Origin of the sequence: Arthrobacter sp. MYb229 (genome assembly GCF_002975405.1) — a bacterium.
GTDB lineage: Bacteria > Actinomycetota > Actinomycetes > Actinomycetales > Micrococcaceae > Glutamicibacter.
This window is the reverse complement of sequence record NZ_PCPS01000001.1, coordinates 833,486-855,185: the sequence shown is the minus strand read 5'-3', so window position 1 is coordinate 855,185 and position 21,700 is coordinate 833,486. Positions and strand designations below refer to the sequence as shown.

General features: G+C 60.9%; 17 protein-coding genes. 10 read left to right on the top strand and 7 right to left on the bottom strand.

What is annotated here, in order from left to right:
- Positions 1–158: 158 nt before the first annotated feature.
- Positions 159–3,200, bottom strand: a complete 3,042-nt coding sequence (locus CQ019_RS04000) for an Rne/Rng family ribonuclease (protein WP_096284987.1) — start codon at positions 3,198–3,200, stop codon at positions 159–161.
- Positions 3,201–3,695: 495 nt separating this feature from the next.
- Between CQ019_RS04000 and CQ019_RS03995 the strand changes: the two genes are divergently transcribed.
- The 6 genes from CQ019_RS03995 to CQ019_RS03970 all read left to right on the top strand — a co-directional run bounded on the left by CQ019_RS03995 (position 3,696) and on the right by CQ019_RS03970 (position 8,000).
- Positions 3,696–4,316 (top strand): vitamin K epoxide reductase family protein, encoded by a 621-nt coding sequence (locus tag CQ019_RS03995; protein ID WP_105568966.1) that lies wholly within the window; start codon positions 3,696–3,698, stop codon positions 4,314–4,316.
- Positions 4,309–4,689 (top strand): DUF2809 domain-containing protein, encoded by a 381-nt coding sequence (locus CQ019_RS03990; RefSeq protein WP_176484125.1) that lies wholly within the window; start codon positions 4,309–4,311, stop codon positions 4,687–4,689. Before CQ019_RS03995 ends, CQ019_RS03990 begins: the two co-directional genes overlap by 8 nt.
- A gap of 159 nt (positions 4,690–4,848) precedes the next feature.
- A complete protein-coding gene (locus tag CQ019_RS03985; protein WP_096284993.1) occupies positions 4,849–5,433 on the top strand; it encodes a GNAT family N-acetyltransferase in 585 nt (194 codons plus the stop codon).
- A 186-nt stretch (positions 5,434–5,619) separates the two neighbouring features.
- Positions 5,620–6,915 carry an AI-2E family transporter gene (locus CQ019_RS03980; RefSeq protein ID WP_096284995.1) on the top strand — a complete coding sequence of 432 codons (1,296 nt, stop codon included), beginning with the start codon at positions 5,620–5,622 and terminating at the stop codon, positions 6,913–6,915.
- A 79-nt stretch (positions 6,916–6,994) separates the two neighbouring features.
- Positions 6,995–7,525, top strand: coding sequence for a GNAT family N-acetyltransferase (locus tag CQ019_RS03975; RefSeq protein ID WP_217990357.1), 531 nt, complete (start codon positions 6,995–6,997; stop codon positions 7,523–7,525).
- 223 nt (positions 7,526–7,748) lie between these two features.
- Positions 7,749–8,000, top strand: a complete 252-nt coding sequence (locus CQ019_RS03970; RefSeq protein WP_096285000.1) for a type II toxin-antitoxin system Phd/YefM family antitoxin — start codon at positions 7,749–7,751, stop codon at positions 7,998–8,000.
- Between the two features lie 246 nt (positions 8,001–8,246).
- Here the strand turns inward: CQ019_RS03970 and ndk are convergent, their stop codons facing one another.
- The 5 genes from ndk to CQ019_RS03945 all read right to left on the bottom strand — a co-directional run bounded on the left by ndk (position 8,247) and on the right by CQ019_RS03945 (position 14,383).
- Positions 8,247–8,663, bottom strand: coding sequence for a nucleoside-diphosphate kinase (gene ndk / locus CQ019_RS03965; RefSeq protein ID WP_096285002.1), 417 nt, complete (start codon positions 8,661–8,663; stop codon positions 8,247–8,249).
- A gap of 37 nt (positions 8,664–8,700) precedes the next feature.
- Positions 8,701–9,135, bottom strand: a complete 435-nt coding sequence (locus CQ019_RS03960) for a DUF4233 domain-containing protein (RefSeq protein WP_096285004.1) — start codon at positions 9,133–9,135, stop codon at positions 8,701–8,703.
- Positions 9,135–10,490: a folylpolyglutamate synthase/dihydrofolate synthase family protein gene (locus CQ019_RS03955; protein ID WP_105568965.1), complete on the bottom strand. Its 1,356-nt coding sequence runs from the start codon at positions 10,488–10,490 to the stop codon at positions 9,135–9,137. Before CQ019_RS03955 ends, CQ019_RS03960 begins: the two co-directional genes overlap by 1 nt.
- On the bottom strand, positions 10,487–13,726 hold the full coding sequence (ileS, locus tag CQ019_RS03950) for an isoleucine--tRNA ligase (RefSeq protein ID WP_105569263.1): 3,240 nt from the start codon (positions 13,724–13,726) through the stop codon (positions 10,487–10,489). Before ileS ends, CQ019_RS03955 begins: the two co-directional genes overlap by 4 nt.
- Positions 13,727–13,996: 270 nt before the next feature.
- Positions 13,997–14,383 carry a hypothetical protein gene (locus tag CQ019_RS03945; protein WP_105568964.1) on the bottom strand — a complete coding sequence of 129 codons (387 nt, stop codon included), beginning with the start codon at positions 14,381–14,383 and terminating at the stop codon, positions 13,997–13,999.
- Between the two features lie 337 nt (positions 14,384–14,720).
- On the opposite strand from CQ019_RS03945, the gene helR reads away from it, so the two are divergent.
- Together helR and CQ019_RS03935 are read left to right on the top strand one after the other, a co-directional pair.
- Positions 14,721–16,880: an RNA polymerase recycling motor ATPase HelR gene (helR, locus tag CQ019_RS03940; RefSeq protein WP_181148240.1), complete on the top strand. Its 2,160-nt coding sequence runs from the start codon at positions 14,721–14,723 to the stop codon at positions 16,878–16,880.
- A gap of 92 nt (positions 16,881–16,972) precedes the next feature.
- Positions 16,973–18,217 carry an exonuclease domain-containing protein gene (locus CQ019_RS03935; RefSeq protein ID WP_105568962.1) on the top strand — a complete coding sequence of 415 codons (1,245 nt, stop codon included), beginning with the start codon at positions 16,973–16,975 and terminating at the stop codon, positions 18,215–18,217.
- A gap of 63 nt (positions 18,218–18,280) precedes the next feature.
- Here the strand turns inward: CQ019_RS03935 and CQ019_RS03930 are convergent, their stop codons facing one another.
- Positions 18,281–19,483, bottom strand: coding sequence for a glycerophosphodiester phosphodiesterase family protein (locus tag CQ019_RS03930; RefSeq protein WP_105568961.1), 1,203 nt, complete (start codon positions 19,481–19,483; stop codon positions 18,281–18,283).
- A 232-nt stretch (positions 19,484–19,715) separates the two neighbouring features.
- Here CQ019_RS03930 and CQ019_RS03925 point away from each other — a divergent pair, with 232 nt between their 5' ends.
- Together CQ019_RS03925 and CQ019_RS03920 are read left to right on the top strand one after the other, a co-directional pair.
- Positions 19,716–20,996 carry a sensor histidine kinase gene (locus CQ019_RS03925; protein ID WP_105568960.1) on the top strand — a complete coding sequence of 427 codons (1,281 nt, stop codon included), beginning with the start codon at positions 19,716–19,718 and terminating at the stop codon, positions 20,994–20,996.
- Positions 20,993–21,610 carry a response regulator transcription factor gene (locus tag CQ019_RS03920; protein ID WP_258133842.1) on the top strand — a complete coding sequence of 206 codons (618 nt, stop codon included), beginning with the start codon at positions 20,993–20,995 and terminating at the stop codon, positions 21,608–21,610. The genes CQ019_RS03925 and CQ019_RS03920 overlap by 4 nt, the downstream gene beginning before the upstream one ends.
- The last annotated feature ends 90 nt before the right edge of the window (positions 21,611–21,700 follow it).

The window sequence follows — 21,700 nt, the reverse complement described above, 5'->3', positions numbered from 1 at the left end:
GGCACCTTATTCAGGGATCTCATGCGCTTGTGCCTTGACGCCGAGCGGATCAGAAATCCGTGATCTTGGCGTTTAGCACCGATGAACCAGATTACGCTAGTCCACACCACTGGGGCAAATACAAACTGCCCCAGCGGGTGAAGCGTGATCAAGTTCATCTATTTCAGTTCACGAACCGGAACCCCAACTCCGAGCATAACCGGTTGCCCGGCAGCCTCGGCTGGCTTTTCGTTTCGTGCACTGTTGGTATCCATCTGGACCACCGAACCGGTGGCAGCGGATACCTCCGCCACGCGAACCTCTGCATGCGCATCGCCCTGGACCGAGGTGGCCCGACGACTGCGACGCTTTGGCTGCGTGGAACTCTGTGGGGCCGCAGCAGCTGCTGCGGCCGGCTTGCCCTCCGTGATGGCCGCAGCAGCGGCAACCTCGGCCTGCGAGGCGGGCATCGCCAGTCCGGTCAGCGTTGGCTGGTCCGAACCGCTTGACGGCGCAACCGACTCGCTCTGAGCACGTGTGGCTCGACGGGAGCCGCGCTTGCGTGCGCTTGGTGCAGGCTGCTCTTCCGCAACCGGGGCCTGCGCCGGTGAAGGCTCGACCTCCGGCGTGGAGGATTCATCCGCGCTCTGCTCGCTGGCTTGCGCCTGCTCGCCCTGGCCGCGGCCACGGGAACGCGAACGTGAACGACGGCGTGACTTGCGCCCGCCCTCGTGCTGCTCGGCGCCTTCGGCTTCCTCTCCCCCGGGCAAAGCTGCTTCCAGAGCTTCCAGGGTCACCGAGGCATCCTCGGCAGCGGCATCCGAAGGTGCTGCTGCGGCCTTGGCGACCGGCACGGTAGCCCCATCGAACTTCAATCCCGATTCGGCTGGCTGATCGAGGTGCGAAGCGGCAGCAATATTTGCCAGCGCGTTGCGGGTCGCCTCGTGCTGCTCCCCGCCCTCTGCCTCGGCGTTCTCGGTTCCATGCTCGTTGGCTTTCGGCTCTTCACGTTCGTTGCCGCGACGGCGACGACGCTCGGAGCGAGGAGCCGCAGACTTCTCCGCGAACTTCTTAGCGTGCACTTCGCCCGAAGCGTTGAAGGACTTGCGGTGCTCGACCGGCTCTTCGTGCGTGACGAAGCCGCTGCCGGCACATGCCTCGCAAGACTCGCCGAAGACCTCAAGCAGGCCGGTGCCCATGCGCTTGCGGGTCATCTGCACCAGACCAAGGCTGGTGACCTCGGCGACCTGGTGCTTGGTCCGATCCCGGCCCAGGCACTCGACCAGACGGCGCAACACGAGGTCGCGGTTGGCTTCCAGGACCATGTCGATGAAGTCGATGACGATGATGCCGCCGATATCGCGCAGGCGCAGCTGGCGGACAACTTCCTCGGCCGCTTCCAAGTTGTTCTTGGTCACGGTCTCTTCGAGGTTGCCGCCGGAACCGGTGAACTTTCCGGTGTTCACATCGATCACGGTCATCGCTTCGGTGCGGTCGATAACCAGCGAACCACCCGATGGCAGGAAAACCTTGCGATCCAGTGCCTTGTTGATCTGCTCGTCGAGGCGGAAGTTGCTGAAGATATCTTCGGACTGCTCCCACTTCTCCAGGCGGCTCATCAAATCCGGGGCCACGTACATGACATAGGCCTCGATGGTGTCCCAAGCTTGTTCGCCGGAGACGATCAGCTTGGTGAAGTCTTCGTTGAAGACGTCTCGCACCACCTTGATGGTCAGATCCGGCTCCGAGTACAGCAGCTCCGGGGCCAGGGTCTTGGTCGAGGAAGATTGCGCCTCGATACCTTCCCACTGGGCGCGCAGCCGGTTGATGTCATTGGTCAGCTCTTCTTCGGAGGCGCCTTCGGCGGCGGTGCGGACGATGACGCCCGCGTTCTCCGGCAAGTGGTCCTTCAAGATCTTCTTCAGGCGCTGGCGTTCCACGTCTGGAAGCTTGCGGGAAATGCCGGTCATCGAACCGCCCGGCACGTAGACCAGGTAACGACCAGGCAGGGAAACCTGGCTGGTGAGCCGTGCGCCCTTGTGGCCCACCGGATCCTTGGTGACCTGCACGAGAACCGAGTCCCCGGCCTTCAACGCGTTTTCGATACGACGCGGCTGGCCTTCCAGCCCTGCGACATCCCAATTGACTTCGCCGGCGTACAGCACAGCGTTGCGGCCGCGCCCAATATCGACGAAGGCGGCTTCCATGGATGGCAGCACGTTCTGCACCTTGCCCAGGTACACGTTGCCGATCAGCGAATCCTGCTGGGTTTTGGAGACGAAGTGCTCGGCGAGCACGCCATCTTCCAATACGCCGATCTGGATGCGGTCCTCGCGCTGACGCACGATCATCTTGCGTTCCACCGATTCGCGGCGAGCCAAGAACTCGGCCTCGGTGATCACCGGACGGCGGCGGCCGGTCTCGCGGGATTCGCGGCGGCGCTGGCGCTTGGCTTCCAAACGGGTGGAGCCGCGCACCGAGGTGACCCGGTCCGATGCGGGGATATGCGCATCGGCGCTGGCACGCGGAGCGCGCACACGGGTGACGGTGTTTGGCGGATCGTCCTGCGAACCACCATCGACCTCCAGATCGACATCGCCGCGACGGCGCCGACGGCGGCGGCGCGAGGACACATCGTCTGCTTCCAGATCCTCGTCCTTCTGGCGCGAGGCGGGTGCAGTTTCCGGCTTGGCGGTGTTCGCCACCACATGCTGCACCACCGTGTGCGCTGCTTCCGGGATCGCAAACGGGTTCATGATCATGGAGCTGCCGTGTTCGGCTAGCAGTGCACCGGTATGATCCTCGGCCGAAGACTCGAAGACCTCGGCACCCTTTGCCGGTTCGGTCACCGCGGGCGCCAGCTTGATGCCGGTTTCTTCCGGTGCCTGGGCTGCGGTGGTCACCGGAGCCTCGGTGGAAGCCACTTCCTCGGAGGCCGCGGCTGCCTGTTCGACTGTGTCGCGGGCGACCTGCTGACGGCGTTCGGCCTGGCGGCTCATGCGCTTGACCGAGTCAGGAGTGGATACCTGGGTACGACGCGTTGCGCGCCAACGGTATGGGCTTTCTTCGACTCCGGCTGCGGCATTTAGCTCTGCCAGGGTCAACGCACGCCGCAATGGACGTGATGGGGTGGTGGCTACAGTGGTACGGCGGGCTCGTGTTGAACGATTGCCTCGCTTACTTCCCTGTGCCCCTCCTTTTCGCTGATTTGATGCGCTCATTTAAATTCGCGTGCTCCTAGTTTAAATTCCCGCTTCGGCGACCTCCACAGACGGTGCCTAGGCTGAAACAACATTCGTCACGTGTCTTTCGGCCGTCTTCGTGAGTCGGCCAGACACAAAAGTCCTTGTGTGTTCCGCATCTGGGTTCTGTCCTGAATCAATTTTCCGATTCAAGAGAACTAGCTGCGGTTCAACGTGGCCATTGAAAACCGGCTGCTTTCCTTTGCAGCCCTACGATCCGCGGTATTCCTACGGGAGGCGCACGTAATGGGCACTCAACCGAAGCGATGCATCGCTTGACGATCTGTCGTTTCAAAAGTCTGTCGTCGGGTTGAAAGCAGACTGTGGATCCGCGAACAACCTCCTCCATTCTCTCATAGTTCGTTCATCACTAGTTCACCAGCTCATATATATTGCACAGAAAAGCTTCATAGTATGTGAAAAGCAAGGTGCGCAATGACCCGCATTCGTCTGAACATATGGAATAGTCAAGACATGGTTTCATCACTTGAGAGTCCTCAGAACTCGGGCGTGTTGCCCTGGTGGGCAAAAGAACGCGGCTTCGGAATATTCGCCGTGCTCACCGGCACGATTGCTTGGGTCGCCTCGGGGATCCTAGTCCTTGAACGCCTCGAGCTTTACAAAGACCCCGACTACATCACCGGGTGCGATATCAACCCCTGGGTTTCCTGCGGCACCGTCATGAAATCCGACCAAGCTCAATTGCTCGGTTTCCCGAACCCGCTCTTGGGCATCGTCCTCTTTGGCGTGCTGATTACCATCGGAATGGGGCTGCTGGCCGGCGCAAAGTTCCACCGCTGGTTCTGGATTGGAGTGCAGTCCGGAGTGACGCTGGCCATGGCGTTCATCGCCTGGCTATGGTCCCAGGCTTTGTATGAGATCAACGCCTTGTGCCCCTACTGCATGGTCGTATGGGCGATGATGATTCCGCTCTTCGTCTTCACCACGTCGCGCAATATCGTCAACGGAGTCATCCCCGCATCCGAAGGCGTGAAGAAGTTCGCCAAGGAATGGAGCTGGATCGTCGTTGCGATCCTTTGGGTTTTGGTTATCGCATCCATCGTCCTCCGCTTCCCGAACGCATTCTTTGGATAGCCTCACCCGGCGCCGAATCATTTTGGGGATCAGCGCTTGTGCGCTGGTCCCCCTTGGCTTGTTCCTGCGTTTTCTGCCTTGGGGGCTCGTCGCCGACCTGGCCGGCGGGGTCCTATACGCGGCGCTGATCTACGTAGTAGTCGCCTTCATTGTCCCAACGCGCTCTTGGCTCACCGTCGGGGCCTGGGCGCTAGGGTGGTGCGTGGCGGTAGAGCTGCTTCAGCTCACCTCGTTGCCGCGAGAGGCTGCGGCCCTCTTTCCTCCCTCGCGGTTGGTACTGGGCACTGGCTTCGCAGCGATGGATCTTCTGGCCTATATTGTTGGGGCGCTGACGGCTGCGCTGGCGGATCGAGCGGCACGCCGCCGGACCTAATTCCCGCTATCAGCGAAAGGCCGCGGCGGAGCTGTACCGCTAGAAACCTGATGAACACGCAATTTATCGATGACTTTACGCCGCATCCCACGCCTAGGCACGAGACTTTAAAATGAGGCAGGTCACCCGGCTCCAAGCTAAAGCGACTAGATTAGGGTCATGGGAAGCCACAAATGGAATACAGAAAACGCCCAAGATTACGGCATCAATCTACTGACTTCGGACACGATCCGGCTACGCGAACTACAGGATGAAGATCTCTCGATCCTGGCCCAATGGTGGAATAGCCCGGAATTCATGGCGCTGCAGGGAAATATCGTACTTCCGCATCCCGGCGTCGAAGCCGCAAACCTATTCAAGAGCTGGAGCCTGAACCGAGGCACCAAGGATGGTGTAGGCCTTTCAATTACGTTGCCCGACGACACGCTAATCGGCCACACCGCACTCTACAATTTCAACGCCCCGGCCCGTTCGGCGGATCTCATGCTGATGATCGGCGGTTCCAATGTTGGGCAGGGATACGGCACGGTCGCAACCAAGATGATCGTGGACTTCGGCTTCCGCGAAATGGGGCTGAACCGGGTCGGGCTAGGGATCTGGGCCTATAACGAGCGGGCTTTGCGCACGTTCTCCCGCGCCGGGTTCCGCGAGGAAGGGCGAAACCGCCAGGCTGGTTTTCACGATGGGGCGTTCCACGACCGCATTCTGATGAGCCTGCTGGCTGACGAGTATTTCGGCCGCTAATCCGGGAATTTGGAAATGGGGGTGTTTCTTCAACCTTAGGTGGAGAAACACCCCTTTTTCATGTGCTTTGTGAGCGTAAAAGCGAAAGCCAGCGCCGAAATGACGTTTCCTCGGCGTTGTGGCAATTCCTAATCAACTCGTTAGCCTATTGTTGGAGCTAGTTAGTATCAGCCTCAAGGAGCACCAATGGATTTTCTCCGCAAACTAAAGCTACCCAAGCGCAAGCCACCGGCTGCTCCGGCACCGACCCCGGAACCTCCGGTAGGTGAATTGCTCAGCGAGTCAGAGGTTACCAAGCCAAACTTCACCGTGCATTCCCTGTGGACGGACATGCTCGGGCGCCTCGGTATCCGCAGCGCCCAGGTCTTGATCGTTGGCACCTTAACCACCTTCTTCATCATCGGACTCTTGCGTCTGACGATGATCGTCATTCCAACGTTGCTTGCAGTGATTATCTCGTGCGCGCTGTGGCCCTTGGTGCTGAAGCTTCGCAAGGTCTTTTCTCCTTTGATCTCCGCCTGGATCGTCTTCCTCAGCTCCCTGTTGGTGCTCGGCGGCATCGGCACCGGGTTGGTCTTCTCGGTCATTAAGGAATGGCCAAAGCTGGTCGACCAAGCGGTCGAAGGCTTCAATCAGCTCAACGACATGGCGCAGGGAATCATCGGCAATATGCCATTGTCCATCGATCAGAGCCAGATCGACGGCGTCGTGGACACGGTGACCTCGTTCCTGACCAGTTCCCAATTCGGCACCGGCGCTCTGAACACGCTCAGTGCCGCAGGTAGCTTCGTGACGGGCTTGATCTTGCTCCTGGTGATCTTGTTCTTCTTCCTGAAAGATGGCGACCGGATCTGGGCCTTTGCAGTGTCTTGGACGCCCAAGCACTACCGCAATAAGTGGATCCTTTCCGGTGACCGGGCGCTGCGCACCTTCGGCGGCTATATTCGAGGAACCGCTACTGTGGCCGCGGTGGACACCTTGGGCATTACCGCAACCTTGCTGATCCTGCAGGTTCCGCTAGCGCTTCCCCTGGGCGTCATCGTGTTCCTCGGTTCGTTCATTCCGATGGTTGGTGCCACCGTGGCAGGCATTTTGGCTACCCTGATCGCCTTGGTCACCAACGGTCCTGTGGTAGCCCTGATCGTGCTGGCCGCAGTCATCCTGGTCAATCAGCTGGAGGGCAACTTCCTGCAGCCGGTGGTGATGGCAAACGCACTGAACTTGCACGCGCTGGTGGTCTTGATGGCCTTGACCGCTGGTACCGTACTTGCAGGTATTATCGGCGCCGTGCTGTCCGTGCCGCTGACCGCCGCAGCGTGGGCAGTGATCAAGGTGTGGACCGATCGCGATAATTCGGATGCGGTGGATGACGCGAAAAAAGACATCCGAGAGAAGGTCAAACCCGAGGAGAAGCCAAGCCTCGTAGAAAAAGCCAAAGAAACCGCTAACCCAGAGCCTGCGCCTAGCGCAGACAATAGCTAGCGTTTCCTTGCCTCCGGTCTTGGCCTCATCCCTTGGATGAGGCCAAGACCTTTTTCTTCCCCTCCAGAAAGGAATTTCGGTGACTTTACCCGATCGAGAAGTGATCGCCACACGCGAGGGGGTGTCGTTGGGGCGATACCGGGCTTCGGATTTCGCAGCGGTCCACGAGTACGCCACGGACCCCATGGTCTACCGATATGCCGAGTGGGGTCCGAATTCCGCAGAGCAGACCCGGCAGTATCTCTTAGAAGCCAGCCTGCCCAACAGCCAAGCGCTGACGTTGGCGGTCCTCGTCGATGAACAGGTGATCGGAGGCGCGGCGGTGTGGAGCACCGATGCGGACCACCGCCGCGGTGAACTGGGCTATAGCCTGAATCGCAAATTCTGGGGTCGCGGCTACGCCACGCTGGCAACGAAGATGCTGCTCGATCTTGGATTTTCTTCCCTGGATCTGCACCGCATCACAGCCACTTGCGCCCCCGAGAATTTGGCCTCCCGACGCGTGCTGGAAAAGGCCGGGTTCGCCTACGAAGGGCATTTGCGCGAGCATAAACTCGTTCGCGATCGACGCCGCGATTCCTTGCTCTTTGCACGGCTTGCTACCGACTGAAGCCGCCACATGATGACGCGCAACATTGCGCTTTCATAGACGGATGTGTTTAATGTGACTCAAGTGAAAGATGTGTATTGAAGTGGCAAGAGCAACTCCTTGAGAATTCTTGCCACTGCCCCGTCGCTCGATCAGCAGGGAGCACGAAGCGCTAGTTCGGGACACACTTCTACTCAAACTCGAAGTGCCGTCAGGCGCTCACCGCGATATTTGGGAGGTACTCATGCTGAATTTCAGCTATGAGGAAGCACTAAAGAATTTCTCGAGTCTTGTCGACAACGTAGTCTCCGAGCATGCTGTCGTCTCCGTTTCCAGGTCCCCGAGAGAATCTGTCGTCATGATCTCCAAAGATGATTATGATTCGATCCGCCAGTCTTCGCTGCGTCCTTCAACGGAAACCTTATGGGGCTCTTCGCCGGCCACCGGTGCGGCCCTGCTGCCGCATGCGCACAACTCCCTCGACGACTGGTTCTAGGGCCCTGCCACGCACTCGGGCCAGCTGCCCAGAGATGCGGCTTATTGATCAGCTACACATAGTGTCCCGCCGGATCCATCGGATAGACTCCACGTCCGCCATGCTCCGCGCCGCCAAGCCCCCTCAGGCTGCTCCACCGATTTGCTGTCCAGCGTTTCCGGAACCGAAAAATCCCCGTAGGGATCCACGTCACTAGTGGATCCCCACGGGGATTTCCTTCTCTCGTGCGAGAGGGACTTGAGCGGTCTACTTACCGAACCAGATGCCGATCTCACGTTCCGCGGACTCGACGGAGTCCGAACCGTGAACCAGGTTCTGCTGAACCTTCAGGCCCCAATCGCGGCCGAAGTCACCGCGGATGGTGCCCGGTGCGGCGGTGGTTGGATCGGTGGTTCCCGCCAGCGAACGGAAACCTGGGATCACGCCGTGGCCTTCGGCAACGATGGCGACGATCGGTCCCGAGAGCATGAACTCAACCAGTGGCTCGTAGAATGGCTTGCCTTCGTGCTCGGCATAGTGTTCGGCGAGCACCTCGCGCGAAGCGTTCAGCTGCTTCAGCTCGGCGATGCTGTAGCCCTTCGCTTCGACGCGGGCAAGGATCTGGCCGGTCAGGCCGCGCTTCACACCGTCTGGCTTGACGAGAATGAGAGTACGTTCGGTCATGTTTCTACCTCTTCGTTCTTTGATACTTTTGGTCTGTTTAAGATTCTACGTTCGGATGAGCGCGGTCCCACTCCTGCTGAGCGGCCGCGCGACGCTTATTCTCCACGTCGATTTCCCCGCCCTTCTTCAGCGCGTACCACCAGCACAGTCCGAAGAAGACCGACAGGTAGAACATGTCCACCAAGATGAACCCGCACAGGAAGAAGACCACCTGCAGGATCCAGCCGATCAGGTATCCTGCCGGTTTGCGGAGCAACGCACAGGTGATGATGCACAGTACCGCCACTGCGGCGCCGAGGCTGAGCACCAGTGCTGGTTCGGCACGCTTGAGCCCGAAGGCGGCCAAGGTGACGAAGATTGCCAGGAACGCCTCGCAAGTCAATACGGTCGAAGCAAACATCACCTTGGTGGAACGTTGCTTCTTCTTCATCCCCGGGTGCCATTCGCGTTGCGCCCTAGTTAGCTTGGCCATTAGGAGTTCTGCCCTCCCTTGAGCAGTAGTGAGATTTCGCCCACCAGTGTAATCGAACCGGTCACCAGGACGCCGCCGGCCAGGTCTTCCCCGGCCTCTGCACGGCCAACGCACCATTCCACGGCGTCTTCAAGATTCTCGGTGACATGCAGGTCTTCTTCGGGCCACCCGGCATCGACTGCCAGGGTGGCCAGCTCCCCCGCGGGAATGGCCCGCGGCGAGGAAGACTGGGTCAGGCACAGGTCATCAACCAGATCGCCGTACTCTTCACGCATGGTGTAGAGCATCGCTTCGGCGTCCTTCTCGCGCAGGATCCCCACCATGAGCACCAGGCGGGAGAACCCGAAGGATTCCTTGATGGCTTCGGCGCTGGCTTTGAGGCCGTCCGTGTTGTGCCCCGCATCAACCAGGACGCTGGGCGCGCTGCGCACCAGTTCCAGGCGGCCCGGGCTGGTCGTTGCGGCGAATCCGTTGCGGACCAGCTCGATATTCAGTTCACGTTCTCCGCCGCCGAGGAAGGCCTCGACCGCTGCCAGCGCCACGACGGCGTTCTGTGCCTGGTGCGCGCCGTAGAGCGGAAGATAAATCTCCTCGTAGCGAGCCGCCTGCCCCTCGATGGCCAATACCTGGCCGCCAACGCCCATGGTGCGCTCGATGAGCTTGAAGTCCAGCGATTCGAAAGCCACGGGAACTTCAAGCTCGCGCACCTTGGCGAGCAGCACATCCGCCGCGTCCACCGGCTGGACCGCGGAGACCAGGTAACCGCCGGGCTTGAGGATCCCGATCTTTTCTTCGGCAATCAGTCCCGGGGTATCCCCCAGCAGGTCGGTGTGGTCCAAGGAAATCGGGGTGATCACCGAAACTTCGGCATCGGACACGTTGGTCGCGTCCGTGATTCCGCCGAGGCCTACCTCCAGCACCACCACCTCCACCGGAACTTCGGCGAAGATCGCGAAGGCCAGGATGGTCACCGCTTCGAAGTAGGTCAACCGGTTTTCGCCCTGCTCGGTCAATTCGGCATCCACCAGGTCCAGGAACGGTGAAATCTCATCCCAAACGCGGACGAAAGTCTCATCGTCGACGGGTTCCCCATCGATGCTGATCCGCTCGGTGACCTTCACCAGATGCGGCGAGGAGTACCGGCCGGTGCGGATATCGTGGGCCTGCAGCAGGGACTCGATCATCCGCGCGGTGGAGGTCTTCCCGTTGGTACCGGTGATGTGGATGACCGGGGAGGACTTCTGCGGTTCGCCGAGGATCTCCATGGCACGGAACATCGGTTCCATGCGCGGTTCAATCTTATTTTCCGGCGCGCGCGCCAGCAGTTGCGCGTAAACGCGTTCTAGATCGCTCATACGGTGGGCTCCACTTCGATCTTCGCTTCGGTTAGCGCCCCGTTGGCAACTAGGTCCAGCTGGGCGGTTAAGGTTTCGCTGCTCAGCAGTTCGCGGTTCAATTCCAGCGCCGCCACCACCTCGGCGGAGGCGGTGATGACCGTGCGGATACGGTCCGAGACCTGCAGATCCGCTTCCTTGCGGGCGGACTGGATCGCACGGATCATATCGCGGGCGGTGCCCTCGGCGGCCAGCTCGGTGGTGACCTCGGTATCGAGCACCAGGAAGCCTCCGTCGATGACCGCGGCGGCGATTTCGGCTGCCTCATCCACCACGGTGTCCAAGGCGTATTCGCCCTCGGCCAGTTCCAGGCCGCCGGCGGTAACCACACCGTCGGTCACCGACCAGTCACCGGACTTCGCCCCCTTGATGGCCTGCTGCACGGACTTGCCCAGGCGCGGGCCGGCGGCGCGGGCGTTGACCACCAGCTGCTGGCTGATGCCGTAGCTGGCGGTGTCCACGCCTTCGGCGTCGATCAGCGTGACGCGCTTCAGGTTCAGCTCATCCTTGATGATCGAAGCGTAGGTGCCTTCCAGTCGGGCAGCGTCGGTGAGCACCACCTTCAACTCCGCCAGCGGCAGGCGCACGCGCAGGTTCTTCGCCTTGCGCAGCGAGGAGCCCACCGAGCAGATTCTGCGGGTGGTTTCCATGGTTTCGAGCAATTGGGCATCTGCCGGGAAATCCGCGGCCTCTGGCCAATCGGTCAGGTGCACCGAGCGTTTCCCGGTCAGCCCGCGGTAGATCTCCTCGCTGGCCAGCGGCAGCAGCGAGGCGGCGACCTTCACCAGGGTTTCGAGCGCCGTGTACAGGGTGTCGAAGGCCTGGGTGTCTTCTTCGAAGAAGCGCTGGCGGGACCGGCGCACATACCAGTTGGTCAGCGTGTCCATGTAGTGGCGCACCGCTTCGGTGGCTTCCGAGACCTCGTAGCCGTCCAGCGCCTCGGTGACCTCGCGGACCAGTGCCCCGGTGGCGGCCAGCATGTACTGGTCCAGCGGATCGGTGGAGCTGTGCGAGCGCTTCGCCTCGTAGCCGGCCCCGTTATTCGCGGAGTTGGTGTACAGGTTGAAGAAGTGCCACACGTTCCACAAGGGCAGCAGCACCTGGCGCACGCCGTCACGGATTCCCTGTTCGGTGACAACCAGGTTGCCGCCGCGCAGGATCGGGGAGGACATCAGGAACCAGCGCATGGCGTCCGCGCCGTCGCGGTCCAGGACCTCGGTGACGTTCGGGTAGTTCTGCAGCGACTTGCTCATCTTCTGCCCGTCCGAGCCGAGCACGATGCCATGGGAGATCACGTTCGTGTAGGCGGGGCGGTCGAAGAGCGCGGTGGACAGCACGTGCATGGTGTAGAACCAGCCGCGGGTCTGCCCGATGTACTCCACGATGAAGTCCGCCGGGTGGTGCCCGGAATCAAACCATTCGCTGTTTTCGAAGGGGTAGTGCGCCTGGGCGTAAGGCATCGACCCGGAGTCGAACCAGACATCCAGCACGTCTTCGACACGGGTGAGGGTGCCGGACTCGGCGCAGCCTTCGTGGGCGCGGGTCAGCTCGTCGATGAATGGGCGGTGCAGATCCGGCTGGCCCTCGTGGTTCAGCGGCAGGCGGCCGAAGAAGTTCTTGATTTCTTCCAGCGAACCGAAGACCTCGCGGTGCGTGCATTCGGCTCCCGAGCATTCCCAGACCGGGATCGGCGAACCCCAGTAGCGGTTGCGCGAGATGGACCAGTCGCGGGCGTTTTCCAGCCACTTGCCGAACTGACCGTGCTTGACATTGCCCGGGATCCAGTTGATCTGCTCGTTGAGCTCGACCATGCGGTCCTTGATCTTGGTGACTTCCACGTACCACGAGGAGACGGCACGGTAGATCAGCGGAGTGCGGCAACGCCAGCAGTGCGGGTAGGAGTGCTCGTAGGAGGCCTGCTTGACTAGCTTGCCGTCTTCCTTGAGCACATTGGTGATGGTCTTGTTGGCCTCGAAGACCTGCACGCCCGCGATGTCGTTCAGCGGTCCGCCGGCGAACAGCGGCAGGAACTTCGCTCCCTCATCCACCGAGAGGATCACCGGGATGCCGTGCTCTTCGCAGACCTTCTGGTCATCTTCACCGTAGGCCGGGGCCTGGTGCACGATGCCGGTACCGTCGGCGACGGTGACGTAGTCCGCGGTGACGATCTGCCAGGCGTTCTGCGTTTCGTACTTCTCCACGTCGGCGAAGGTGTCCCACAGTGGCGCGTAGCGCACGCCTGCAAGCTCGGAGCCCTGGTAGCTGGCGGTGATGGCGGCGGCCGCTTCCTTCACATCCTTGTAGCCAAGCTCCTTGGCGTAGGAGCCGAGCAGGTCGCGGGCCAGCAGGAACGGCCCGGCTGCCGCGGAGGCTTTCACTCCGGCCTCGCCTGCCGGAACCACCACGTACTCGATGCTTGGGTGAACCGCCAGCGCCGCGTTGGTTGGCAGGGTCCACGGGGTAGTCGTCCAGGCCAGGGCCTGCACACCGGCCAGCGCCTGGGATGCCTCGGTTTCACCGGCAAGAACGGTAAAGCCCACGGTGACGGTCTGGTCCTGGCGGTTCTTATAGACGTCGTCATCCATGCGCAGCTCATGGTTGGACAGCGGGGTCTCGTCCTTCCAGCAGTACGGCAGGACGCGGAAGCCCTGGTAGGTCAGCCCCTTGTCGCTGAGCTGCTTGAAGGCCCAGATGACCGATTCCATGTACTCGACGTTCAGCGTCTTGTAGTCGTTTTCGAAGTCGACCCAGCGTGCCTGGCGGGTGACGTAGTTCTGCCATTCGTCGGCATACTTCATCACCGAGGTGCGGCAGGCGTCATTAAACTTGTCGATGCCCATGGATTCGATCTGCTGCTTGTCGGTCATGCCCAGCTGCTTCATGGCTTCCAGCTCGGCCGGCAGGCCGTGGGTATCCCAGCCGAAGCGGCGTTCGACGCGCTTGCCGCGCTGGGTCTGGTAGCGGGCTACCAGGTCCTTGACGTAGCCGGTGAGCAGGTGTCCGTAGTGCGGCAGGCCATTGGCGAAGGGCGGACCGTCGTAGAAGACGAATTCTTCGCCCTCGCGCTGGTCGATGGAGGCCTGGAAGGTATCATCGTTCTTCCAGTATTCGAGGACGCGCTTCTCAATTTCTGGGAAACGCGGTGAAGCCGGGGTTGAACCGGTCGGGTCGGTGGTGACCTTTGGGTAGAAGCTCATCGAAATGGCCATCCTTCAAGCGTAGGGTCGAAAATCTTGCCTACGAGGACGGCACTTGGCCGCGGTACCACCCCGCTTATCCGCCACCGTGATGCTTGCGCACACAAGTGGCGAACCGCTTCTCATCAGCTGTGACGGGCTGGTCCCGCTTGGTTCTACTAATTCGGGAGCAAAAGAGTCATCCCGAGGGTTCTTCCAAGGACTCCCCGGCGATATCCGGATCAACGTCGTATGCTTTCCAGTCTAGCGCGTCTGGCAGGCGCTGAAAACTCAATTCACCGCGATGAAAGCTGGATCACTCTCAACGTCTTCAACGTACCGCTGGATCTGCTTTTCGCCATCGCGCAGCGCGATGCGGTAGAGCAATACGGCCGCGCCGGCACCAAGCAGCAATCGCACCACGGGGTCCAGCTCGGAAAGCAATCCCGAAGCGAGCATCATGAGCACCATGCAAAGGAGCAGACCCGGTTTCATCGTGATACGCCGCAAGTTCGGCCCTGCCTTGCGCTCGATCGCCAGACGCAGAACTCCAATGACCGCCAAAGAGCCGGCCAGGCCAAACGCCCAAGGCCAACTCAGAGTTCCGGCCTGCCCGGCAATGAACATGATCAGGGCAGTACCCGCCGCGCTTCGTCGAATGTTCAGCTCTTGAGTCATCGGCCGCTTCCGCCCTTGGCATCTGGATAGGACTCCCAGCTAATCAAATTTTGCGATAAACATCAAGGATTAGAGAAACAACCAATAGGTCAATTACGAAAATATGCGTTTCCCCCAAATTTGCGAGCAAGGCGAGCTAGCCGTTCGGAGAAACAAGAGGCGGAGCATCGAAAGCAGGTTGAGCCAGGGCCGGAATGCCCAGTGAAAGTGGAACATCAATTGTCCCTACATTTTCAGAATATAGCCTGCAGGGGGTCTTGCCGCAAGACCCCCTGCAAGGCTCACAATAGGTACTTGTCCCCCACCGCTTTCGCAGCAAAAGACCGGAGCAATGATTATGCGCACCGATCCGATTCACGGCTATTTCCGCCTATCCGAGCCTATGGAGAACCAGCAAATAATCGAGCAAATTTTTGAAGATCAGCATCAGCTTCGCCGCATCGCTCAGCGCGTGGATGCGCAGCGTCAGGAAGCGGCTCAGCGCATCGCCTTGCGCGGTCAAGACAGGGCCGGAAACCTGCAGCAGTCCCTGGATCGCGATGTTGACTTGCACCAGCTAGCCCGCAGGCTGCACGCGCTCGAACGCTTAGGCCCAGAGGCATGCTTGGGGTTCATGGTTGAGGCAAGCACCGGACGGCGCACTTACGTGGGAAGAGCCGGACTCTCCGATGAAAACTCCGCGCAATTGCTGGTGGACTGGCGTGCGCCGGCCGCCGAACCATTCTTCGCTGCAACGCACGCTCATCCGATGAATCTCTCCAGCAGGCGGCGCTATCGTTGGCGCCAAGGGGCCATTATCGACTTCTGGGATGAGGTCTTCGACCTGGCGCAGCTCACCGCGAGCCCCTCCTTGGACGAACATTCCGCATTCCTGGCCTCTCTCGGTGCCAACCGGATTGGAAAAATGCAGGATGTGCTCTCAACCATCCAGGCGGATCAGGACGCCATCATCCGTTCCGCTGCCAAGGGAGCACTAGTGGTGGACGGCGGACCCGGAACCGGCAAGACCGTCGTTGCGCTGCACCGCGCCGCCTACCTATTGCATGCCGACGCGCAGCTGCAAGGCCGTGGCGGTCGCGTGCTGGTGCTCGGCCCGCACAATGCCTACACCGCCTATGTCTCGGATATCCTGCCAAACCTGGGCGAGGAAGATGTGCTCATTTCCACCTTGCAGGCAATGGTCCCCGAAATTCGCGCGGCGCAACCGGAGGCCTCCAGCGAGGTAGCGACGCTGAAGACCTCGGGAGCCATGCTGGCTGCCCTGCGCCGGGCGGTGAGCGTATTCGAGCAACCGCCAGCCCAAGACCTGCTCGTCGAGACCCAGTGGGCCGATCTGCGGTTGACGGTGCGGCACTGGGAGCATGCCTTCGCGGCGGTCGAGCCGGGCACCAACCACAACGAGTCCCGGCTGCAGATTCGAGAGGCGCTCGAAGAAATCCTGCTCGAACAGCTTCCCGAAGGCTGCGCGCCCGAGAAGCAAGTCCGCAGCGAACTGGCCCAGAACGTTCAGTTGGCACAAGCCTTCGAAGCGCACTGGCCGCTATTGGGTCCGGCAAAACTGCTGAGCGCGCTGTACTCCATTCCGGCGCTGCTGCGCTACAGCGCACCGTGGCTCACCAATGAGCAATCCGAACTCTTGTTCCGCAAGGACCCGAGCGCATTCACCGTCGAAGACGGGCCGCTGCTGGATGCCGCGCGTTTTCTGGTGGGCGATCCGGAGCTTGAGGCAGCGGCGCGTCGACGCGAGGCCCGGCTGGTCGCCGAACGGGACCTGATGAGCCAGGTTATCGATGATCTGATTTCTGCCGCAGACGATATGGAAGATCTCTCCTCTCAGTTGCGCCATGCGGACCTTCAAGACACCTTGATTCGCCAGCGCACCGAAGCCGACCCGTCCCCCGACGCCTTGGCTGGGCCTTTCGCGCATATCATCATCGACGAGGCGCAGGATCTCACCGAAGCGCAGTGGGCCATGGTGCTGCGGCGCTGCCCTTCCGGGAGCCTGACGATCGTCGGCGACCGAGCCCAAGCCGCTGGCGGGTTTACCGAAACATGGGAACAGCGTCTGGCGCACGCGGGCATTTCCCGTTGCCGTGTTGCCTCGCTAAGCGTGAACTACCGCACCACCGAACAGATCATGGACGCAGCCGAATCGGCGATTCGTGAGCAGCTGCCAGATGCAAACGTGCCCTCCTCGATCCGGACCGATGGTGCGGCGGTCATTTACGCCAGGCCTGAACGGCAACAGGACCTTTTGCGCCAGTGGCAAGACGAACATCCGCTCGGGGTCGGCGTGGTCATTGGCGACCCGAGCTTTAACGACACGGACCGGATCCGCGCGTTGAGCCCGGAACAAGCGAAGGGACTTGAATTTGACCTGGTGGTCCTGAACCGTCCGGAAAATTTCGACCCGGGAATTTCCGGAGCAGTGCACAGGTACATTGCGATGACCCGTGCCACCGCTCAATTGGTCATCCTCACCGACCAGCCGGGCTAGCGAGCCCGTGGTTGGCCGGAGCAGCCTGCACTAGCATTCCCTCCATGTCTCCGGCTAGTTTGAAAGCAGGACACAAAATTTAGGGGCGGGAAATGGATCACGGGCTTTTCGCGGTTATAGACACGGAAACCACCGGGCTATTTCCCGGTGCGCACGATCGAATCGCCGAGATTGCGGTGCTGAGAATGGATCGCCAAGGACAGATCGTTGACCGTTGGGAAACACTGGTCAATCCCGGACGTGACCTTGGCAAGCAAAGCATCCATGGAATTCAGGCACGCGACGTGCTGCAGGCTCCCAGCTTTGAGCAGATTGCAGACGAGTTGGAGTGGCGGCTTTCGGGCACCGTGGCGGTCGCCCACAATTTGTCCTTCGACGCGCGATTCCTCGAAGCAGAGTTTGCCCGAGCAGGGCGCTCGCTTCCAGACTTCTACTTGCCCCGGGGACTGTGCACCATGCGCATGTCCCACCAGTTCCTGCAAGGCGCCGGACGATCCCTGCAAGACTGCTGTGACTCCTTTGGCATTACCTTGCAGCAGGCGCACAGCGCCGCGGGTGATGCCGAAGCAACGGCGGTATTGCTCTCACGGTACCTGGAGCTAGAGCCAACGCTGCCCGACTGGGACCAGTGCCTGGAGCAAGCCGCCGGCGCAAGATGGCGGACGCAGGCTCCGGAAGTCCTGCTCGCCCCGGCGAAGCGAAGCGTCGGCGATAGCGCTTCGGCGGAGCACTTTTTAGAGCGCTTGGTCCAGCGCCTGCCCGAAATGACCGGTGCGGAGCAATTCGACGACTATTTTGCCGTGCTGGATCAAGCTTTGATCGACCGCTACCTCTCGGCCCATGAGCAGGCGCAACTTGTTGAGCTGGCAGGCTCCTTGGGAATCGATCGGGCTCGGGCGGTGGAACTACACCTGGATTACTTCGCTTCATTGGCGACTGCGGCCTGGCATGACGGGGTGCTCACCGGTGCCGAACGCTCGGATCTGCAACAGGTAGCCAAACTGCTGGGCATCGGTCAAGCCACGCTAGAGCAGGCGTTGCGCCCTCCGGCCCGCGGTGATTCGGTGGCCACCGTGCAAGGTCCCGGTGCGATTCACAAGCGATTGGAACCCGGGAGCCTCATTGTGTTGACCGGCGAGATGAGCCGTCCGCGCGCGGAGATGGAATCCCTATTAACCCAAGCTGGTTTCAAGCCGCACCCAGCGGTGACGAAGAAAGTCGGCATGCTGGTGGCAGCCGACCCGGATTCGCTATCCGGCAAGGCGCGCAAGGCACGCGACTATGGACTTCCGGTAGTCGGCGAACAGTATCTCTGGGACCACGTGCTCACTAATTAAACGGCGCCGTTCCCCGGGCGGAGCATGCCTCCTGCGCGGCCCGGAGAACAGCCACTCCCGGAATTAGTTGGAGAAGGTATCGGCCAGCTTGCCGTCCGCGGTCCACAGGGCCAGCGAATCGCCACCGTTGTTCAGCACGTTAGCGGTGCCACCGTTATAGTAGGCGTCCTCAGCGTTGGTGCCCGGACCGGTGTAAACGCGCAGCTCGTCGCCTGGTTCCAGCAAGTATCCCTGACCAACCGGCAACAGGTTGTTTCCAGCATCTCGAACGAGGTAGCCGGAGACGTCGATGGTGCGCTTGCCGGTGTTGCTCAGTACCACATGCTCGCCGGTCTCGGCCTGGAGATCATTGCCCGGAACGTCGTTGACCGAATCGCCGATGACCACGCCGTTATTCGATGGGAAAATCTTCTGCCCCTTCAAATGACGCTGAATCTCCCGGGGGAAATCACCGGTCAGGCGTTCCACGCCCAGATCCAACGAAGCCTGCGCGGCTTCGGCAGAGTTCACCGTATACACGCCCAAGCCCAGACCTGCAGCCTTCACACGCTGCGCGCCGGCTTCATCCAGGGTGCGGTAGTTGGTTCCGAAGGAATCGGCGAAAGCGGAAATTTCTGCCAACTCGGATTCGCTTGGAACGGTTCCGACCAACTGCTGCAAGGGAACCTCCGGAGCGATTTCTGCGAACTTCTTGTTCGACGTCGCATCGAAGCTGAGCACCTCGATCTTTCCGGCGTCTTCCAATGCGCTCCACTGCGGATCGGTGGCCAGGTAATCGGCGACCACTTGCTCGACCCCGGGAGAATTAGCTGGCGACTTGATCTCGATAAACACACCGGTTTCGCCGTTCAGCGCATCTGCAACCGCGTCGAAGTGCGGGATTCCTTCGCCGGTGAACTCCGCGGAGAAGTATGAACCCGCGTCCAGCTGCTGCAGCTCAGCCCAGGTGAAGGAGGTGATGGGGTCAGCTTCGCGGCCGGGGAAGACCTCGGCCACATTGGTGGTGCGGGCGGGGGTATTGTCGTGGAAGATGAACGGAACCCCGTCGGCGGAGAGCTGGATATCGATCTCAACGAATTGGGCACCTGAACGGCTGCCGGCGTCGATCGCTGCAAGGGTGTTTTCCGGGGCCACCCCGGCGGCGCCACGGTGGCCGATCAAGATAGTCTCGTCCTGATCACCCTTGGGCGCTGCCATGGCCGGGCTGAGTGCGGTGGTGGCTAAGCAGGCGGCCAACGCGCCTACTGCGAGGGAACGTAGTTTCATCTCAGATATCTCCTTAGTTTTCTCAACGGGACTTCTGCCACGATCCCTGATGGAAACCACGCGCTGCCAAACGCGGTATGAATCGGAACTAAAGAACTGATCGAGCCCGAATCGAGCGCTGGCGTCCGCGGAATCAACATCGCGCCTTAAGCCCGCGTGGCCCTGCGTTTAGATAGAGTCAAAGACATGAATTCTTGTGCAAGGCAGATGTTGTCGAGGCGGTGGGCCAACTATGGACACCGCTGAAGGCACCGCAACTTCGGCATTGGGCAGGGGGAAATCTTCGGAAAGGATCTCCAAGCAACGCGTCCTCTCGGTGCGCGCGCTGCGTTGGGGCCAGCACCTGATCACCGCGGTGCTCCTGCTCGTCGCACTGCTGCGAGCCATCTCCAGTCCAACCTCCGGCACCTGGCTGTCCGTCGCAGCGAGCACGCTCTTCGGCCTGTGGTATCTTTTCGGGTTTGTCGTATTGCGGTCCAAGGGAAGCACGAGGCTCCCCGGATACTGGTTGGCGGTCCTGTTGGCCATCTGGGCTTTAGGCATGGTGGCCTCACCGGAATTCATGTGGCTGGCGTTCAGCCTCTGGCTGCTCATCGGGCACCAGCTGGCCCTGGGGCTCTCTGTGCTGTGGTCGGCTGCGGTTTACGTGGTGACGGTCGTAGCCCCGTTCCTCCATCAGGGGCAAACCACGGCTTCTGGAATTGTCGGCCCGCTAGTCGGCGGAACCTTCGCCTGGGGCATCTCGCGCGGTTACCTGCAGCTGGAAAGCGACATCGCCGAGCGCAACGAACTGGTCTCCTCACTGCTGCGCGCCCATCAGGAAATGGCGGACCTCCAAGAAGAGCTGGCCCGCTCCCAGCATGAAGCCGGCGCCCTAGCCGAACGCACCCGCGTAGCCCGCGAAATTCACGACACCATAGCCCAGCAGCTCTCCTCCATCGGCCTCCACGCGAAGGCCGCCCTGGATTCCCAACAAGCCCCGCAGGCTTTCCAGGCCCTGGACCGGATCGAGGCGCTCTCCGGGCAAGGGCTCACCGACCTGCGTAGAATCATTACCGCGATGTCGCCCAGCGAACTCGATGCGCAAGCCCTGGCCGGGGCCTTGCGGCGCATGCTGGTAGATTTCGAAAAGGACAGCTCGGTATCCAGCGAACTGCGCGTAGATGCCGAACTCCCCGTACTGGATCCGGGCATACAGGTGGCGCTGCTGCGCACCGCTCAGTCCGCGCTCGCCAACGTACGCCGGCATGCGAAAGCCGCTAAAACCGTCGTTTCGCTAGTCGACACGGGAGACGCCATCAGACTCGATATCGTTGATGATGGCATTGGATTCAACCTGAGCAACTGGCAATCCACCCTCGGCAAGAACCTCGAATCCGGAGGATTCGGACTGCCCGCCATGCGCCAACGGCTTCGCGAACTAGGTGGCGGGCTGGACATTGAAAGCACCTTGGGCGAAGGCACGGCACTGTCGGCCTACGTCCCATTGAAGAACCCGGAGGCGGGCAATTGATTAATCTGATGCTGGTTGACGACCATCCGATCGTGCGCACCGGGCTGCGCGCGCTATTCGCGAACTACGACGAAATTACCGTACGTTGCGAGGCAGGCAGTGGAGAAGAAGCGGTCGGCTTGGCCACCAAAAATCCGGTGGACGTCGTGTTGTGCGACCTCCGTCTGGGTGAGGGAATGAACGGCGTCGCGACCACCGTTGCCTTGCGTGCACTGCCCAATCCGCCACAGGTGATCATCTTGACCACCTTCGACAAAGATGCCGAGATCCTGCAGTGCATCGAAGCCGGAGCCGCGGGGTATCTGCTCAAGGACGTCGCCGCGCAAACCATCATCGACTCGGTACGCCAAGCGGCAGCCGGATACACGGTACTGGCTCCCGAGATGGCTCAACGCGTCGTTGCCGGTCTGCGTAAACCAAAAATTACCTTGACCAGCAGGGAAACAGAAGTGCTCAAGCATCTGGCCACCGGTTCGAGCAACCGCGAAATTGCGCGTACGCTCTTCGTTTCCGAAGCGACGGTGAAGACCCATTTGGTGCATATTTTCGACAAGCTCCAGGCCCCTACCCGCACCGCGGCGGTGCAGGCCGCACGCAATCACGGACTAATTTAGCAACCCGCAACCTCCTGCGGTATCAACCGAACGGTTGACAAGCAATTCGAACGCTTCCACGATTCGCCAGACCCATATTTGGCATTGACT

What these genes read in the sequence shown, in the direction of transcription:
- CQ019_RS04000 (WP_096284987.1), bottom strand. Translation starts at nt 3,200, where the DNA reads ATGAGCGCATCAAATCAGCGAAAAGGAGGGGCACAGGGAAGTAAGCGA.
- CQ019_RS03995 (WP_105568966.1), top strand. Translation starts at nt 3,696, where the DNA reads ATGGTTTCATCACTTGAGAGTCCTCAGAACTCGGGCGTGTTGCCCTGG.
- CQ019_RS03985 (WP_096284993.1), top strand. Translation starts at nt 4,849, where the DNA reads ATGGGAAGCCACAAATGGAATACAGAAAACGCCCAAGATTACGGCATC.
- CQ019_RS03980 (WP_096284995.1), top strand. Translation starts at nt 5,620, where the DNA reads ATGGATTTTCTCCGCAAACTAAAGCTACCCAAGCGCAAGCCACCGGCT.
- CQ019_RS03970 (WP_096285000.1), top strand. Translation starts at nt 7,749, where the DNA reads ATGCTGAATTTCAGCTATGAGGAAGCACTAAAGAATTTCTCGAGTCTT.
- ndk (WP_096285002.1), bottom strand. Translation starts at nt 8,663, where the DNA reads ATGACCGAACGTACTCTCATTCTCGTCAAGCCAGACGGTGTGAAGCGC.
- CQ019_RS03960 (WP_096285004.1), bottom strand. Translation starts at nt 9,135, where the DNA reads ATGGCCAAGCTAACTAGGGCGCAACGCGAATGGCACCCGGGGATGAAG.
- CQ019_RS03955 (WP_105568965.1), bottom strand. Translation starts at nt 10,490, where the DNA reads ATGAGCGATCTAGAACGCGTTTACGCGCAACTGCTGGCGCGCGCGCCG.
- ileS (WP_105569263.1), bottom strand. Translation starts at nt 13,726, where the DNA reads ATGAGCTTCTACCCAAAGGTCACCACCGACCCGACCGGTTCAACCCCG.
- CQ019_RS03945 (WP_105568964.1), bottom strand. Translation starts at nt 14,383, where the DNA reads ATGACTCAAGAGCTGAACATTCGACGAAGCGCGGCGGGTACTGCCCTG.
- helR (WP_181148240.1), top strand. Translation starts at nt 14,721, where the DNA reads ATGCGCACCGATCCGATTCACGGCTATTTCCGCCTATCCGAGCCTATG.
- CQ019_RS03935 (WP_105568962.1), top strand. Translation starts at nt 16,973, where the DNA reads ATGGATCACGGGCTTTTCGCGGTTATAGACACGGAAACCACCGGGCTA.
- CQ019_RS03930 (WP_105568961.1), bottom strand. Translation starts at nt 19,483, where the DNA reads ATGAAACTACGTTCCCTCGCAGTAGGCGCGTTGGCCGCCTGCTTAGCC.
- CQ019_RS03925 (WP_105568960.1), top strand. Translation starts at nt 19,716, where the DNA reads ATGGACACCGCTGAAGGCACCGCAACTTCGGCATTGGGCAGGGGGAAA.